General features: G+C 63.1%; 13 protein-coding genes. 11 read left to right on the top strand and 2 right to left on the bottom strand.

The window, feature by feature from the left end; all coding sequences use genetic code 11:
• Positions 1–78 precede the first annotated feature (78 nt).
• Positions 79–1,275 (bottom strand): M20 aminoacylase family protein, encoded by a 1,197-nt coding sequence (locus tag CIC12_RS09675; protein WP_168663904.1) that lies wholly within the window; start codon positions 1,273–1,275, stop codon positions 79–81.
• 188 nt (positions 1,276–1,463) lie between these two features.
• On the opposite strand from CIC12_RS09675, the gene CIC12_RS09670 reads away from it, so the two are divergent.
• Entirely contained in the window at positions 1,464–3,542 is a 2,079-nt protein-coding gene (locus tag CIC12_RS09670) for a molybdopterin-containing oxidoreductase family protein (RefSeq protein WP_168663903.1), read from the top strand.
• 146 nt (positions 3,543–3,688) lie between these two features.
• Positions 3,689–5,362 carry a long-chain fatty acid--CoA ligase gene (locus CIC12_RS09665; RefSeq protein ID WP_168663902.1) on the top strand — a complete coding sequence of 558 codons (1,674 nt, stop codon included), beginning with the start codon at positions 3,689–3,691 and terminating at the stop codon, positions 5,360–5,362.
• A gap of 197 nt (positions 5,363–5,559) precedes the next feature.
• On the opposite strand, the gene CIC12_RS09660 is transcribed toward CIC12_RS09665, so the two are convergent.
• Positions 5,560–6,729, bottom strand: a complete 1,170-nt coding sequence (locus CIC12_RS09660) for a porin (RefSeq protein WP_168663901.1) — start codon at positions 6,727–6,729, stop codon at positions 5,560–5,562.
• 301 nt (positions 6,730–7,030) lie between these two features.
• On the opposite strand from CIC12_RS09660, the gene coq7 reads away from it, so the two are divergent.
• From coq7 to murD, 9 genes are all read left to right on the top strand, one after another.
• On the top strand, positions 7,031–7,669 hold the full coding sequence (gene coq7 / locus CIC12_RS09655; RefSeq protein ID WP_168663900.1) for a 2-polyprenyl-3-methyl-6-methoxy-1,4-benzoquinone monooxygenase: 639 nt from the start codon (positions 7,031–7,033) through the stop codon (positions 7,667–7,669).
• Positions 7,670–8,078: 409 nt separating this feature from the next.
• Positions 8,079–8,507 carry a division/cell wall cluster transcriptional repressor MraZ gene (gene mraZ / locus CIC12_RS09650; RefSeq protein ID WP_168663899.1) on the top strand — a complete coding sequence of 143 codons (429 nt, stop codon included), beginning with the start codon at positions 8,079–8,081 and terminating at the stop codon, positions 8,505–8,507.
• 15 nt (positions 8,508–8,522) lie between these two features.
• A complete protein-coding gene (rsmH, locus tag CIC12_RS09645; protein ID WP_168663898.1) occupies positions 8,523–9,476 on the top strand; it encodes a 16S rRNA (cytosine(1402)-N(4))-methyltransferase RsmH in 954 nt (317 codons plus the stop codon).
• Entirely contained in the window at positions 9,473–9,823 is a 351-nt protein-coding gene (ftsL, locus tag CIC12_RS09640; protein ID WP_168663897.1) for a cell division protein FtsL, read from the top strand. Before rsmH ends, ftsL begins: the two co-directional genes overlap by 4 nt.
• Positions 9,820–11,685 (top strand): peptidoglycan D,D-transpeptidase FtsI family protein, encoded by a 1,866-nt coding sequence (locus tag CIC12_RS09635; RefSeq protein WP_168663896.1) that lies wholly within the window; start codon positions 9,820–9,822, stop codon positions 11,683–11,685. Before ftsL ends, CIC12_RS09635 begins: the two co-directional genes overlap by 4 nt.
• The gene (locus CIC12_RS09630) at positions 11,682–13,229 is read left to right on the top strand and encodes a UDP-N-acetylmuramoyl-L-alanyl-D-glutamate--2,6-diaminopimelate ligase (protein WP_168663895.1); all 1,548 of its coding nucleotides are present in this window, start codon (positions 11,682–11,684) and stop codon (positions 13,227–13,229) included. The genes CIC12_RS09635 and CIC12_RS09630 overlap by 4 nt, the downstream gene beginning before the upstream one ends.
• The gene (locus tag CIC12_RS09625) at positions 13,226–14,638 is read left to right on the top strand and encodes a UDP-N-acetylmuramoyl-tripeptide--D-alanyl-D-alanine ligase (protein WP_342030516.1); all 1,413 of its coding nucleotides are present in this window, start codon (positions 13,226–13,228) and stop codon (positions 14,636–14,638) included. Before CIC12_RS09630 ends, CIC12_RS09625 begins: the two co-directional genes overlap by 4 nt.
• Positions 14,639–14,655: 17 nt before the next feature.
• Entirely contained in the window at positions 14,656–15,825 is a 1,170-nt protein-coding gene (gene mraY / locus CIC12_RS09620; RefSeq protein WP_168663893.1) for a phospho-N-acetylmuramoyl-pentapeptide-transferase, read from the top strand.
• 23 nt (positions 15,826–15,848) lie between these two features.
• Complete coding sequence (murD, locus tag CIC12_RS09615; protein WP_168663892.1) at positions 15,849–17,363, top strand: UDP-N-acetylmuramoyl-L-alanine--D-glutamate ligase; 1,515 nt, start codon at positions 15,849–15,851, stop codon at positions 17,361–17,363.
• Positions 17,364–17,462: the final 99 nt, after the last annotated feature.

Below are 17,462 nucleotides of genomic sequence, written 5' to 3'. Positions count from 1 at the left end.
CGCCAGCCCCTCAGCCATCACGCGCCCTGCAGCACAATACAAGCGGCGATGTCTCACACCTTTGCCTTGTGCCGGTCACTACTTCCCCTGCGCCAGAAACCGATGTGCCAGACGAACCCAATACGTCGACCCGATTGGCAATAACTCGTCGTTGAAGTCGTAGCTCGCGTTATGCAGCATGCAAGGGCCGGCTCCATGCCCAGCATCCCGGTGCCCGCCATCGCCGTTGCCTAGAAAGGCGTAACAACCTGGCTTCGCCAGCAGCATGAACGAAAAGTCCTCGGCGCCCATTGTCGGCTCAACTGCGTCGTCGACATTCTCTGCGCCAACGATCTCCTTCATTACCGAAGCAGCAAAACGAGCTTCTTCGCCGCTGTTGATAGTCGGCGGATAATTTCGATGAAAGTGGATCGTAACGGAGCAATCGTAAGCGTCGGCCGTACTTTCAGCGATCTTGCGCATGCGCGCTTCGATCAAATCGAGCGTTTCAGTGGTGAATGTTCGAACCGTCCCGGCGATCCATGCATCATTGGGGACAACATTGACGGCGTCGCCGGCATGAATCTGGGTAATGGACAGGACGGCAGTATCAAGCGGCTTTTTGTTCCGCGTGATGATGCTCTGCAGCCCGTTTGCGATCTGCACTGCGGTAAAGACAGGATCTCGGCCGTTGTGCGGGAGCGCCGCATGCGACCCCACCCCTTTGATTTCGATACGGAACTCATTGCTCGATGCCATGATCGGGCCTTCGGTCACGCCGAAGTGGCCCGCTGGCATACCCGGCCAGTTATGGATGCCGAACACCGCATCGACCGGAAACTTGACGAACAGACCGTCGTCGATCATTGCTTGGGCGCCGGCTCCGCCTTCTTCAGCAGGCTGGAAAATAAATACGATCGTACCGTCGAATTCGCCGTGTTTGACCAGATGCCGGGCGGCACCGAGAAGCATCGCGGTATGTCCGTCATGGCCGCACGCGTGCATTTTCCCGTTGTTTTTCGACCTATGATCGAAGCTGTTCAATTCCTGAATTGGCAGCGCGTCCATATCGGCGCGCAGGCCAATGGCACGGGGACTATTGCCGCGTTTCAAGACGCCGACCACGCCAGTTTTGCCTAATCCGCGATGAGTCTCAATGCCCCAGGATTCGAGCGTTCTGGCAACGAGATCCGCGGTGGAAGTCTCTTCGTAACGCAGTTCGGGGTTGGCGTGAATTGTTCGTCGAAGGGTCTGAATTTCGCCGTGAGCGGCCTGGATTTCTGGGATCAGTTTCATGATGGAGTGATATTGCGCCTGTGCTTTGACTTGCGTGGGATCGCTCAGGGTCACATCGACCCGGGCACGGTAATAAACGATTCTACGCCGAAGGCAATTTTGGCGGCACCATCCGGCCTAACTGCCAATGGACGTAATAAAATCGCGATTTACTCACCGCTTACTGCTTCTTCGCCGAAGTTCAGACAATGAACGCCCCGACTGAATTCGCTCGTGCCGTGTGCCCACACGATTGCCCTGACACGTGCGCGATGCGTGTGACCGTCGAGAATGGCCGGGCGATCAGGATCGCCGGCGATCCCGACCATGTGCCGACGCAAGGCGCGTTGTGTGCCAAGGTCAGCCGCTATGCCGAGCGTGTGTACCATCCGAACCGGCTCACCACGCCGATGAAGCGCGTCGGCCGCAAAGGCGAGGGCCGCTTCGAGCCGGTCACCTGGGAGGAAGCGCTGGAACTCGCGGCTACCCGTCTGTCGGAGATTGCGCGCCGTTCGCCTGAGGCAATCTTGCCCTACAGCTATGCCGGCACAATGGGGCTGGTGCAGGGCGACAGCATTGCGCAGCGGTTCTTTCACAAGCTCGGCGCCTCGCAACTCGACCGCACGATTTGCGCGGCGGCCGGCGCGGCCGCCTTGAAATATACCTATGGCGCGGGCATTGGCATGCTCACCGAGTTTTTCGCCGAGAGCGAGGTGATCCTCATCTGGGGCGCGAATCCCATCGCGTCGAATTTGCATTTCTGGACCCGCGCCCAGGAAGCCAAACGTCGTGGCGCGCGACTGATTGCGATCGATCCGTACCGTTCCCTGACAGCGGAAAAATGCCACCAACACATCGCACTGAAGCCCGGCACGGATGGCGCCTTGGCGCTCGGGATGATGCACGTGCTGATCACGGAGAACCTGCTCGATCACGCCTACATTGCGGCTCACACTCTGGGCTTTGCGAAACTGAAGGCGCGAGCGCTCAGCTACCCGCCGTCGCGAGTCAGCGAGATTTGCGGTATAGAAGAGTCGGTGATCGTCGATCTCGCGCGACTTTACGGCAGTACGAAGAAAGCCGCGATTCGCATGAACTACGGGTTGCAGCGGGTGCGCGGCGGTGGCAACGCTGTACGCGCGATTGCTTGCCTGCCGTCGCTGACGGGCGCATGGCGCGAAAGAGCGGGCGGGGCGTTACTTTCGTCGGGAGGGTGGGCACCGGTTGACTCCCACGCGCTGCAGCGTCCGGACCTGATGCCGGGTTGGCCCGCCAGACCAAGCCGCGTGATCAATATGAACGCGATTGGCGACGCGCTGCTGCATCCGGGAGACGCCGCGTTCGGCCCCAAGCTCGAAGCCATCGTCGTCTACAACTCGAATCCCGTTGCGGTCGCGCCGGACTCGGAGCGAGTCGCGGCGGGTTTCGCGCGCGACGACCTGTTCACCATCGTCCTCGAGCATTTTCAGACTGACACCGCGGACTATGCCGATTTGCTTCTGCCCGCGACGACGCAGCTCGAACATCTCGACGTGCACAAGTCGTACGGTCACACACATGTGATGCTCAACTTGCCGGCGATCGCCCCGGTCGGCGACGCACGTCCGAACACGGAAATCTTCCGTGGCCTCGCACACCGGATGGGCTTCGACGAACCGGCGCTGTTCGAAAGCGACGAAGCCGTCGCGCAGGCCGCCTTCCGCTGGCAGGACAGCACGCTGGAGGGCGCGGACTGGGAGGCGTTGAAGAAGACGGGCTGGGTGAAGCTGAATTTGCCCGACGCACCTTTCGCCGATGGTGGTTTCCGAACGCCGTCCGGCAAATGTGAGTTCTACAGTGAGCGCCTCGCGCGACAAGGCCTCGATCCTCTGCCCGACTATGTGCCGCCGTACGAATCCGCCGACGGCGCGCCCGAGCTCGCCGCGCGTTACCCGCTCGCGATGATCTCGCCGCCCGCACGCAATTTCCTGAACAGCACGTTCGTGAACATCGAGAGTCTGCGTGCGACGGAAGGCGAGCCGCATCTGGACATTCATCCGGCAGATGCGCACGCGCGGGACATCGTCGATGGTGTGCAGGTGCGCATCTTCAACGATCGCGGCTCGATGCAAGCGCGCGCCCGCGTCACCGACAAAGCGCGCGAAGGGCTGGTCGTCGGCCTTTCCATCTGGTGGAAAAAGCTCGCGCCCGACGGCCGCAACGCGAACCAGGTGACGAGCCAGGCGCTCACCGATCTCGGCGGATCGGCCACTTTCTACGACTGCCTCGTCGAAGTCGAGCGCGTCTGAAGCCCGTCACAAATCCCTGCAGCGTTCGCCTCCAGCGGGTTGGAGGCTGTCGTCTAACCCGGCCGCTTTTCGCGAATCGCAACGAGGTGTGCATGCTACGATGCGTTTTTAGCACGACCATTCGAAAATAATTCAGGAGACGCTGCATGGACAAAATCTGGCTGAAATCTTATCCGCCCGGCGTTCCCGCAGACATTGACGCAACGCGCTATTCGTCGGTTGCCCACCTGCTCGAAGAAGCGTTTCGCGAGCATCGCGCCAAGCCGGCGTTCGTCTGCATGGGCAAGGAGATCAGCTACGGCGAGCTCGATGCGCTTTCACGCAAGCTTGCTGCGTGGTTTCAGTCGAAGGGCCTCGCGCGCGGCACGCGCATCGCGATCATGATGCCGAACGTGCTGCAATATCCGGTCGCGATTGCCGCGATTTTGCGTGCCGGCTACGTGGTCGTGAACGTGAACCCGCTGTACACGCCTCGTGAACTCGAACATCAGCTGAAGGACTGCGGCGCGGAAGCGATCATCCTGCTCGAGAACTTTGCGCTTACGCTGCAAGCGATCGTGCGCAATACCTCGGTCAAGCACGTCGTCGTGGCGGCGATGGGCGATCTGATGGGCATCAAGGGCACGCTGGTCAACTTCGTCGTGCGCAAGATGAAGAAGATGGTGCCCGCGTGGAACTTGCCGGGTCATGTCAAATTCAACACCGCGGTGTCGGAAGGCGGGGGCCAGCATTTCAAGCCAGTGCAACAGGGTCCGGATGACGTCGCATTTCTCCAGTACACGGGCGGAACGACCGGCGTGGCCAAGGGCGCGACGTTGCTGCATCGGAACCTGATCGCCAATGTCTTGCAGTCGGAAGTGTGGCTCAGTCCCGTTCGCGCGAACCGTACCGACATCGATCAGTTCATCACCGTCGTCGCACTGCCGCTCTATCACGTGTTTGCAATGACCGTGTGCGGGCTGCTGACGATCCGCACCGGTGGACTCGGCGTGTTGATTCCGAATCCGCGCGACATCCCGGGCATGATCAAGGCGCTCGAAGGTTATGCGATCACGACGATCCCCGCCGTCAATACACTGTACAACGCGTTGCTGAACAGTCCGGACTTTCACAAACTCGACTTCTCGAAGCTGCTCACCGCAAATGGCGGCGGCATGGCCGTGCAGGAGGCGGTCGCCAAACGCTGGTTCGAATTGACGAATACGCCGATCGTCGAAGGTTACGGGTTGTCGGAAACGTCGCCGTGTGTGACGTGCAATCCGGTGACCGTCACCGAATACAGTGGGACGATCGGTTTGCCGTTGCCATCCACGGAAGTGTCGATTCGCGACGACGAAGGCAACGAAGTGCCGCTCGGTCAGCCTGGCGAAATCTGCATTCGCGGCCCGCAGGTGATGGCCGGCTACTGGAACCGGCCGGACGAAACCGCCAAGGTGATGACGCCAGACGGCTTCTTCAAATCGGGCGACGTCGGCCTGATGAATGACGATGGCTTCGTCAAGATCGTCGATCGCAAGAAGGACATGATTCTGGTGTCCGGCTTCAACGTGTATCCGAACGAGATCGAGGATGTCGTCGCCAAGTTACCGGGCGTGTTCGAAGTCGCAGCGGTTGGCGTGCCAGACCAGCACTCGGGCGAGGCCGTCAAGCTGTTCGTCGTGAAGAAGGACGAGGCGCTGACCGACTCGGATATCTTCGCGTATTGCAAGACGCAATTGACCGGCTACAAGCGGCCGAAGATCGTCGAATTCCGCACGGAACTGCCAAAGAGCAATGTCGGCAAGATTCTGCGCCGCGAGTTGCGCGACGGGCGCGCATGAGAGCAACCGTCGAAGCGCCTGATTCCGCACGAAGCTGACATCAGGTAGCGCATAGCAAAAGAGAAAGCCCCGGCAGACCTTCGTCTGCCGGGGCTTTCTCTTTCGTCATGACCTTGCACGAGGCAGCCAGGCGCAACCCGCCATAAAAAAAAGGCGCCCGAAGGCGCCTTTGAGGCAGACTGCTTTATTACGACTTATTAGAACTTGTGGCGGATGCCGACGCGAGCCGCGAACTGGTTGTTGCCCGATGCACCCGTCAGGCCGTTGATACCTGCCGTTGCGTCGACCGTAGCGCCAGCCTGGTTGAGCGTTTCGCCCAGAGCGTGCTGATACACGCCGATCAGGTAGACGTCGGTACGCTTGGACAGGAAGTAATCCACGCCGAGCGAGCCTTGGTGATATTGGGCACGGTCCGCGCCATTGATTTCCGCGCCGCGTGTGTAGTCATACGCTGCCCCAACCAGCAATGCCGGGGTCAACTGATACTTGAAGTTGATTTCGCCGTTGTTGAACGTAGCCGACTGGCCAGCGAACGGCGACGCGAACGACTTGCCGAGGTTGGCGAAGCGGATGTTCGAGTACGTCAGGCCGATCGTCGCCGCGCCGAACGTGTATGCGCCGCCCGCACCGATCACCTGGTACGTGTTAGCCGACGTGAAGCCACCGTAGATCGGGTTCGTCACTGCGGCAGCTGCTGCCGTCGTCGTGCCGCCGTTGTTGAACAGGCCGCCCGTCGCTGCCGGCGTGCGTGCGTTCAGGTAGCCCACGCCCAACACGAGAGGACCGTTGTTGTAGCCAGCACCCAACGACCAGATCTGGTTGCCGGTGAAGTTGCCTGCCTGGCCACCGAGGCTGTACGTGCCGCCGAACGTCAGGCCGCCGTAGTTCACGCTCGTGAACTTGACCGTGTTGTTGGTACGGTATGCGTTGTTGAAGTTGTCGATGTCGCCCGGGTGAGCACCGATGTAGCCGCCCCATTGGTCGCCCGATTCCAGCGGACCGACGTAGTCGACGACGGAGTCGTACTGACGACCCAGCGTGACCGTGCCGAACTGGCTCGACAGACCGACGTAAGCCTGACGACCGAACATCAGGCCGCCCTGACCCAGCTTGCCGTTGGTCACGTCAAAGCCGTTTTCCAACACGAAGATTGCCTTCAGACCGCCGCCCAGATCTTCCGTGCCGCGCAGGCCGAAACGCGAGCCTTGCAGAACACCGCTGGACATGTCGTACTTGTGGCTGCCGCCTGCGTTGGTATTCATGTTGATACCAACGTCAATAATGCCGTACAGGGTCACGCTGCTCTGAGCATGTGCGACGCCTGCAAATGCGCCCAGTGCTGCGAGAGCGAGAAGCGACTTTTTCATCGAATGATCTCCAAGGATTACGAATCTTTTGTACAAGGCGAATATTTATCTAGCGTTGAGGCCTTGCTGTCTAACTTCGCGAGAAGTTGCACGTAATGTAACAAAAGGCATACATGGCACAAAGAAAAAGGAGGTCGCTGGGAACGCTCCTGTTTCGTTTACGCAACATGGTCTAAAATCAAAAATTGGCCGGTTGATTCACGCGAATTCGCGCTTGTCGCGAAACGGGTTTTGCGCCGCAAAGCCTTGTCGCGCGGACCCCCCGGTTCGATGAAGCAGTTGTTGAATCAGGGAGTGCTTAATGTTTCTGGACCAATTGATTAGCGAGTTTGATCGGGGTTTACGCTCAATGACGGGCGTATCGCGGATGAGTCGTCCGTTGCCGGTTCCGCAAGAATCGGGGGTGACGGCGCAGCCGCCCGAACTGTCACCGGCAGAGCGTGCGCACGCGGCCGGACTGATGCGCGTCAATCACGTTGGCGAGGTGTGCGCGCAGGCGCTGTATCAGGCTCAGAAACTCGCGACCCGGTCGCCGTCGTTGCGCGCCGTGTTCGATCACGCCGCCGTCGAGGAAGAGGACCACCTCGCGTGGACCGCCAAACGTCTCGAAGCGCTGGACTCGCGTCCGAGTTTGCTGAACCCGCTGTGGTATACCGGCGCGCTGGCGATCGGCCTCGCGGCGGGGCGCCTTGGCGACCGCGTCAGCCTCGGCTTCATGGCTGAAACCGAGCGTCAGGTCGAGCAGCATCTCGACAGCCATCTCGATCATCTGCCCGCTGCGGACCACGAGTCGCGCGCGATTGTGGAGCAGATGCGCGCGGACGAAATGGCGCACGGCAAGGCGGCAATGGATGCCGGCGGCGCCGAGTTGCCGTTTCCCGCGCGCGCGCTGATGCGTGCGGCTTCGAAAGTCATGACTCGCACTGCCTATTACATATAAAGGCGCGGCCACCGCGCAGTCGTTTCCGAAGTGGGACGGCGCCTTGCGCGCCGTCCGCCGCAAATCCCCGAATCGCCCTCCGCCGTCTCTTAATTCCCCGCTGCGATCTCTTTCATTCCGCACTGTTCTCTCAGACTTTTCACGTATCACCTTCACAAGTTGCACTAGCTCATTCATTTATAACGGTTTTCCGTTTTATGTCTGATGTGAACTACTCGCGCTAAGTCCTTGTTCTAACAAACAAAATTCGCTCGAAAACCGGCTGGCTCCCTTGACCCCTGTTTATCGTTACTCTAAAGTGGGAGACAGTGTGAGAAAGTGTATTTTTGTGTGATCTCACGCGCGGTTTCAGGTAGATTTTCACGGTTCGTACGGCTGGCGCAAAAGCGCCGCGAGAGGGGAGAGCGAAGTGTTCCAAGGGGCGTCGGCGCTGACGCTCGATGCGAAAGGGCGGATGTCGGTTCCCTCTCGCTATCGGGATGCGCTGCAAACACAGGCAGAGGGCCGGGTGACGATCACCAAGCACCCGGACGGCTGCCTGTTGCTCTTTCCTCGCCCTGAATGGGAAATCTTCCGCGACAAGGTCGACAAGCTGCCGATGAACGCGGCCTGGTGGAAGCGCATTTTTCTCGGCAACGCAATGGACGTGGACATGGACGGCGCAGGCCGCGTGCTCGTGTCGCCGGAACTGCGCACCGCTGGTGGGCTGGAGAAAGAAGTGACCTTGCTCGGCATGGGGCGTCACTTCGAGTTATGGGATGCACAAACCTACGCCGCGAAGGAACAGGCGGCGATCGCCGAGGGCATGCCCGAAGCGTTGAAGAATTTCACGTTCTGATCGCGGCTTACATATATGGCACCTGCGATGGGAAACGAATTGCAGCATCGCACGGTGCTGCTGGATGAAGCGGTCGATGCGCTCGTGACGCGCGCCGACGGCGTGTATGTGGACGGTACGTTCGGGCGCGGCGGTCACAGCCGTCTCGTGCTGGAGCGGTTGAGCGAGTCGGGGCGGCTGATCGCATTCGACAAGGACCCGCTGGCCATCGCCACCGCGCAGCAGATCGCCGATCCGCGCTTTGGCATCGTGCACGAGAGTTTTGCTTCACTGCGCACCGCGATTGCGGAGCGCGGGGTAGGACGGGTGTCGGGCGTTTTACTGGATCTGGGCATATCGTCGCCGCAAATCGACGATCCGGAGCGGGGCTTCAGCTTCCGCGCCGACGGCCCGCTCGACATGCGGATGGACCCGACGCGCGGCGAGTCTGCCGCTGACTGGCTCGCGCGGGCCACGGTGCAGGAACTGACGGAGGTGATACGAGATTATGGGGAAGAACGGTTTGCTTTTCAGATTGCAAAGGCGCTTGTTGCTCGCCGGGCAGAGTCCGACCGTCTTGGGCCTCTCGTCAGCACGGGCGAGCTTGCCCAAATCGTGGCTAACGTCGTCAAAACCCGTGAGAAGGGCAAGGATCCGGCAACCCGCACCTTTCAAGCTATACGGATTCACATCAATCAAGAGCTTGCGGAGCTGCAAGTCGTTTTAGAAGCAGCGTTGTCGCTGCTGGAGCAAGGGGGACGGCTGGTGGTCATCAGCTTTCATTCGCTCGAGGACCGGATCGTCAAGCGATTCGTGCAGGCGCACGCCAGTGCGCCTGCGGTCGATCGCCGTCTGCCGATCCGCGCCGTCGATTTGCCGAGCCCTCCGCTCAAAATCATCGGCCGCGTGTTCGCGAGCGACGCTGAAGTCGCCGTGAATCCGCGCGCCCGTTCTGCCGTGATGCGTGTGGCGGAGCGGATCGCGCCATGAATCGTCTCAACATCTTCCTGCTGATCATCGTGATGGGTTGCGCCTTGTCGGTCGTCAATGCGACCAACCAGCAGCGGCAGATCTTCATCCAGTTGCAGCGCGCTCAATCGCAGGAGCGCCAGTTGCAGCAGGACTATTCGCAGCTTCAATATCAGCAGAGCGCGCTCTCCAAGACCTCGCGCATCGAGCAGCTCGCCACCGCCTCGCTGAAAATGCAATCGGTCACGACCGGCCGCACGCAATATCTGACGCTCGGTACGGGCGCCGTGCGCGCCGAGGACGCGCCCATTCCGACATCCGGTCCGGCGTCCGCGCCGGCGGCGACCCGTAGCGGAGGCGTGCGATGAAAAAATCATCGGCTCGCAAGAGCGTGGCCTTTTCGGCCAATCCGATCCTGTCCGTGCGTCTGCCGATGTGGCGCTCCAAACTCGTCGTGTTCCTGCTGTTCATGGCGTTCGTCGCGCTGGCCGCGCGCGCCTTCTGGATTCAGGGCCCGGGCAACGCGTTCTATCTGAAGCAGGGTGAAATCCGCTATCAGCGCCGGCTCGAACTGCCGGCCACGCGCGGCAAGATTCTCGACCGCAACGGTCTCGTGCTCGCCACGAGCCTGCCGGTGCGCGCAATCTGGGCGATTCCCGAATCGGTGCCGGACGACCTCGGCGCGGACAAGCTGAATTCGCTCGGGCAATTGCTCGGCATGACGAACAAGGAACTGCGCCGCAAGCTGTCGGAAGACAAGAACTTCGTGTACGTGAAGCGCCAGGTGCCGGTCGACGTCGCCGCGAAAGTGACGGCGCTGGACATCCCCGGCATTTATGCGCGCGACGAGTACAAGCGCTTCTATCCGGAAGGCGAGATCACGGCTCACCTGATCGGCTTCACGAACGTCGAGGACGAAGGCCAGGAAGGCGTCGAGCTCGGCGACCAGAAGCTGCTCGCCGGTATGTCGGGCAGCCGGCGCGTGATCAAGGACCGCATGGGCCACATCATCGAGGATGTGGACGAGCAGGTCGTGCCGCACAACGGCCAGGACGTCGATCTGTCGATCGACAGCAAGATTCAGTACATCGCGTACACGAACCTGAAAGCGGCCGTCGAGAAGTTCAAGGCGAAGGCCGGCGCGGCGATGGTGATCGACGTGCGCACCGGCGAAGTGCTCGCGCTCGTCAACTATCCGACCTACAACCCGAACGACCGCTCGCACCTGACCGGCGACCAGTTGCGCAACCGCATCCTGACTGACACGTTCGAGCCGGGCTCGATCATGAAGCCGTTCACGGTGTCGCTTGCACTCGATCTGCACCGCGTGACGCCGACTACACTGGTAGATACGGGAGGGGGCCGCTTCGTGCTCGATGGCGCACCGATTACCGACGACAGCGGCTTCGGCGTGCTGACGGTGGGCGGCGTGATCCAGAAGTCGAGCAACATCGGCGCGACGAAGATCGCGATGCAGCTCAAGCCCGAAGAGATGTGGAACATGTACACCAGCATCGGTCTCGGCCAGGCGCCGAAGGTCGGTTTCCCCGGCGCGGCGGCGGGCCGTCTGCGTCCGTGGAGAAGCTGGCGCCGCATCGAGCAGGCCACCATGTCGTACGGCTACGGCCTGTCGGTGTCGCTGTTCCAGCTGGGCCGCGCGTACACCGCGATCGCGCATGACGGCGAGATCATGCCGGTGTCGATTTTCCGCACGCCAGGCGACCAGCCGGCCACCGGCCCGCAGATTTTCGCGCCGACCACCGCGCGCGAAGTGCGCGCCATGCTCGAAACCGTGACGGCGCCCGGCGGTACGTCGCCCGATGCGGCGGTGCCGGGTTATCGCGTCGGCGGCAAGAGCGGTACCGCGTACAAGCACGGTGCGCACGGCTACGACCACTCCAAATACCGCGCGTCGTTCGTCGGCATGGCGCCGATGCCGAATCCGCGCATCGTCGTGGCCGTGTCCGTCGACGAACCGACGGCGGGCAGCCACTTCGGCGGCCAGGTGTCGGGCCCGGTGTTCTCGGGCATCGTCGGCGATACGCTGCGCTCGCTGAACGTGCCGCCGGACATGCCGGTCAAGCAGATGGTCGTGTCCGACGATTCGGCGCCGGCCGCCCCCGGCGCGCCGGTTACGCCGGCGGGCGCCAAGAAGATTGCCACCAGCGCCGGCGCGAAGAAGATGACGATTTCCGCCAGCGCGAAGAGCCACCCCGGAGTCGAGCGATGAGCGCGCTGCGTACCAAGCACCCAGCGCACCGGCAGATTGCCGACGCCCTTACCTGGCTGCACGCTCACGCGCAGCCAGACGCGCATCTGCATGCCGACACGCGCTCGCTCGCGGCCGGCGACGTGTTTTTTGCCTACGCGGTAGATGGCGCGGACAACCGCCCGTTCATCGAGGGCGCGATCGAACGTGGCGCGGCCGCGGTGCTGGTTCAGCCCGAAGGCTTCGGCGGCGCGATCGATCCGTCCATCACGCTCGCCGTGCCGGCGCTGAACGAACTCGCCGGCTCGATCGCGAGTGGGTGGTACGACGATCCGAGCGACAGCATGCTGACCGTTGGCGTCACCGGGACAAACGGCAAGACCTCGTGCAGCCAGTGGATCTCGACGGCGCTGACCGCGCTCGGCCAGCGCTGCGCGATCATCGGCACACTCGGCACCGGTTTGCCGGGCCAGCTCGTGCACACCGGGTTCACGACCCCCGACGCGCCGCAACTGCAGCGCAGCCTCGCGCAATTGCGCGACGCGGGCGCACAGGCGGTGGCGATGGAAGTGTCGTCGCACGCGCTGCATCAGGGACGCGTGAACGGCACCGCGTTCGACATCGCCGTGTTCACGAATCTCACGCAGGACCACCTCGACTATCACGGCACGTTCGACGTCTATGAGGCGGCGAAGGCGCGCCTGTTCGCGTGGCCGGACCTGCGCGCGGCCGTGATCAATCGCGACGATGCCGCCGGCCGCCGTCTGCTCGCCAGCACGCGGGGCCACGCGCGCACGATTGCCTACGGTCTCGACGCCGCACTGCAGGACGCGCCGCCAGCCGACGCGCTGCTGGTCGCGTCGAACATACGCGCAACCGCCGCCGGCACCGCATTCCAGCTGAACACGTCGGACTGGGGCAACGCCGAAGTCGAAGTGCAAACGCTCGGCGCGTTCAACGTTAGCAATCTGCTCGGCGTGCTCGGTGCGCTGCTCGCAGCCGACGTGCCGTTCGACGCCGCGCTCGCCGAACTCGCGAAGCTCGAATCGGTGAACGGCCGCATGCAGCGTCTCGGTGGCCGCCTGCTGAACGACGAGCCGCTCGTTGTAATCGATTACGCGCACACGCCGGACGCGCTCGAAAAAACGCTCGACGCGCTGCGCCCGATCGCGGCCGCGCGCGGCGGCGAACTGATCTGCATGTTCGGCTGCGGCGGCGACCGCGACGCGACCAAGCGTCCGCTGATGGGCGCGATCGCCGAGCAATTCGCGGACGCCGTCGTCGTGACCAGCGACAACCCGCGCAGCGAAGACCCGCAGTCGATCATCGAACAGATCGCCGGGGGCATGAAGGACGCGTCGAAGGCGCGCCGCATCGAGGACCGCGCGAGCGCGATCCTGCAAGCGGTCCGCAGCGCCGCGCGCGAAGACGTCATCGTGCTGGCCGGCAAGGGGCATGAGGCAACACAGGAAATCATGGGCAAGAAACGCGCATTCTCCGATCAGGACCACGCCCGCCTCGCGCTCGCCGCGCGGGCGACGCATGCACGCGGAGGTGGCGAGTGAGCATGTTCACGCTGCGTGAAGCCGCCGCGCTGATTCCCGGCGCAACCGTACTCGGCGACGACGGCGTCGCGTTCGAACGCGTGTCGACCGACAGCCGCAGCGCCGGTCCCGGCGATCTGTTCGTCGCGATCAAGGGCGAGCGTTTCGACGCGCACGACTTCCTGCCGGAAGTCGCCGCGCGCCACGTCACGGCCGCGCTTGTCACGCGCACGCCGGACGGCTGGACCGCGCCCGCGATTCGCGTGGCCGACACCCGCGTCGCGCTGGGCGCGCTCGCCCGCGGCTGGCGTCGACAGTTCGGCATGCCGCTCGTCGCGGTGACGGGCAGCAACGGCAAGACCACGGTCAAGGAAATGATCGCGTCGATCTTTGCCGCTGCGGTCGGCGTGGAAGCGCGTCTCGCGACGGCGGGCAACTTCAACAACGACATTGGCCTGCCGCTCACGCTGTTCCGTCTGCACGCCGCGCATCAGCTGGCGGTGGTCGAGCTCGGCATGAACCATCCGGGCGAAACCTCGCTACTCGCAAGAATCGCCGAGCCGACGGTGGCCGTGGTGAACAACGCGCAGCGCGAGCATCAGGAGTTCATGGCGACCGTCGAAGCGGTCGCGCTCGAACACGCGAGCGTGATTCACGCGCTCAAGCCAGAAGGCGTCGCAGTTTTCCCGGCGGACGACGCTTACGCGAGCATCTGGCGCGTAGCGGCAACCGGCAACCGCATCATCGACTTCGCGTTGAACAACGATGGCCGCGCGACCGAAGCAGCGGTGACGGGCGCCTTCGACGGCAAGCAACTGAGCATCGACACGCCCGAAGGCCATCTCGACGTCACGCTGCAAGTGCTCGGCGACCACAACGCGCACAACGCGTTGGCCGCGACTTCCGCGGCGTTGGCAGCGGGTGTGTCGCTCGACGCGATCAGGCACGGTCTCGAATCGTTCGACGCCGTGCAAGGCCGCTTGCAGGTGAAGCAGGCCGTGCTCGGCGCGCTCGCCGGCGCCACCGTGATCGACGACACCTACAACGCCAATCCCGACTCGATGCGCGCCGCGATCGACGTGCTCGCCTCGCGCGCCGCACCGCGTGTGCTGGTGATGGGCGACATGGGCGAAGTCGGCGACAACGGTCCGGCGTTCCACCGCGAAATCGGTGCGTACGCCAAAGAGCGCGGTATCGACGCGCTGTACGCGATGGGTGACGCTTCGCGCGATGCCTGCAGCGCATACGGCGCGGGCGCGCATCACGTGGCCGACGTCGGCGCGTTGATCGCGCAATTGCAGCAGGCCGGTTTCGGCGCTGCCGCAACGTTTCTCGTGAAAGGCTCGCGCTTCATGCAGATGGAGCGCGTGGTGGACGCCGTAACGAGTCCACAACCCAACGCTGCGGGCTCGACGCCCGCCGCACATTGAAATAGAAGGACCGAAGCATGCTACTGGCGCTGGCGCAATGGCTGCAGAATGACGCAAGCTTCTTGCGCGTGTTCAGTTATCTGACTTTCCGTGCGGTGATGGCGACCATCACCGCGCTGCTGATCGGGCTCGTCTGCGGCCCGGCGGTGATTCGCAAGCTGACCGCGATGAAGGTCGGCCAGGCCGTCCGCAAAGACGGTCCGCAATCGCACCTCATCAAATCGGGTACGCCGACCATGGGCGGCGTGCTGATTCTGCTCGGCATCGCCGTGGCCACGCTGTTGTGGGCCGACCTGACGAACCGCTTCATCTGGATCGTGATGCTGGTGACGTTCGGTTTCGGCGTGATCGGCTGGGTCGACGATTATCGCAAGGTGGTCTACAAGGACCCGCGCGGTATGTCCTCGCGCGAGAAGTATTTCTGGCAGTCGGTGATCGGTCTGTTCGCGGCGGTGTATCTCGCGTTCAGCGTGTCCGAAGCGAGCAATGTGCGCGTGTTCGATCTGTTCATGGCGTGGGTGCGCAGCGGCTTGTCGATGGGCTTGCCCGCGCGCGCGGACCTGATGCTGCCGTTCGTCAAGTCGATCAGCTATCCGCTCGGCGTGTGGGGCTTCATCGTGCTGACGTATCTGGTGATCGTCGGCGCAAGCAATGCGGTCAATCTCACCGATGGTCTCGACGGCCTCGTGATCATGCCGGTCGTGCTGGTCGGTGCATCGCTCGGCGTGTTCGCGTATGTGATGGGCAGCTCGGTCTATTCGAAGTACCTGCTGTTTCCGCATATCGCCGGCGCCGGTGAATTGCTGATCTTCTGTTCGGCGATGGGCGGCGCGGGGCTCGCGTTCCTCTGGTTCAACACGCACCCGGCGCAGATGTTCATGGGCGACGTCGGCGCGCTCGCACTCGGCGGCGCGCTCGGCACGGTCGCAGTGATCGTGCGTCAGGAAATCGTGCTGTTCATCATGGGCGGCATTTTCGTCGCGGAAACGCTCTCCGTGATGTTGCAGGTCACGTGGTTCAAATTCACCAAGCGCCGGTTCGGCGAAGGGCGGCGTCTCTTCAAGATGGCGCCGCTGCATCACCATTTCGAATTGTCGGGGTGGAAGGAAACGCAGGTGGTCGTGCGCTTCTGGATCATCACGTTGATGTTGTGTCTGTTCGGTTTGTCCACGCTCAAGTTGCGTTAAGCAGGTATTAGGGGAAGCAGGCGATGTTCGGCGAGAAGTTTCGGGATCGGCAAAAGCCGATGGTGCTCGTGCTGGGACTGGGTGAATCCGGTCTCGCGATGGCGCGCTGGTGCGCGCGGCACGGCTGTCGGCTGCGTGTGGCCGATACGCGCGAGGTGCCGCCGAACCTGTCCGCGCTGGAAGGGCACGGCGTCGACGCCGATTTCGTCGGCGGCCCGTTTTCGCCCGTGCTGCTCGAAGGGGTGGAGCTGGTCGCGATCAGCCCAGGTCTTTCGCCGCTCGCCGCCGACCTGTTGCCGCTGATCACGGCGGCGCGCGAACAGCGCATCCCCGTGTGGGGCGAACTCGAATTCTTCTCGCAGGCGTTGAAGACGCTGGGCCAAAGCGGCTACGCACCGAAAGTCATCGCGATCACCGGCACCAACGGCAAGACCACGACCACGAGCCTGACCGGCCTTCTGTGCGAGCGCGCCGGCAAGAAGGTCGCGGTGGCCGGCAACATCAGCCCGGCCTTGCTCGACAAGCTCAGCGAAGCAATCGATCACACCGCGCTGCCCGACGTATGGGTGCTCGAACTGTCGAGCTTCCAGCTGGAAACCGCGCACACGTTTTCGCCGGATGCGGCAGTCGTGTTGAACATCACGCAGGACCACCTCGACTGGCACGGCGGGCTCGATGCGTATGCCGCCGCGAAGGGCCGCATCTTCGGTACACAGACCGTGCGTGTGCTGAACCGCGACGACTCGCGCGTGATGTCGCTCGCACCTTCGGGCGACAGCGAAGTGGACACGATCACCTTCGGCGTCACCGAGCCGAAAAATGACGGCGACTACGGTTTGCTGCGCGATAACGGCATGATCTGGCTCGTCGAAGCACACGATCGCGATGCGAGCGATGAGCCCACGCCGAAGCGCCGTCGCAAGAACGAAGTGGCGACGCCGCCGGACATCGCGCTCAAGCGTCTGATGCCCGCCGACGCGTTGCGCATCCGGGGCCTGCACAACGCCGCGAACGCGCTGGCCGCGTATGCGCTCGCGCGCGCGATTGGCTTGCCGGGCGCGCCGTTGCTACACGGTCTGCGTGAATACCATGGCGAGCCGCATCGCGTGGAGTTGATCGCGTCGATCGACGGTGTCGACTACGTGGACGACAGCAAGGGCACCAATGTCGGCGCGACGGTGGCCGCGCTCGACGGCCTCGCGCAGCGCGCGGTGCTGATCGCCGGCGGCGACGGCAAAGGCCAGGCGTTCGAGCCGCTCGCCGCGCCGGTGATGCGCTGGTGCCGCGCGGTGATGCTGATCGGCCGTGACGCGCCGCTGATTCGCGCGGCGCTCGAACACAGCGGCATCGCCATGACCGATCACGCCACGCTCGAAGAAGCGACGCGTGCCGCCGCCGCGCTGGCCCAGCCGGGCGACGCCGTGCTGCTCTCGCCGGCCTGCGCGAGCTTCGACATGTTCAAGGGTTATGCACACCGTGCCGCCGTGTTTCGCAGCACGGTGGAAGACATCGCTGCCGAACGGGGGACGATGATATGAGCTGGTCGGAACGTTTCGGTTCGCGCCAGGCGACTGCCGGCGATGCGGGCGGCTCGGGGGGGGCGGCGCGCATGGCGGGCCGCACTGGCGGCAGCGGGC

The organism is Paraburkholderia sp. SG-MS1, from assembly GCF_012275575.1.
Taxonomy (GTDB): Bacteria; Pseudomonadota; Gammaproteobacteria; order Burkholderiales; family Burkholderiaceae; genus Paraburkholderia.
This window is presented reverse-complemented; position numbering and strand designations above follow the sequence as displayed.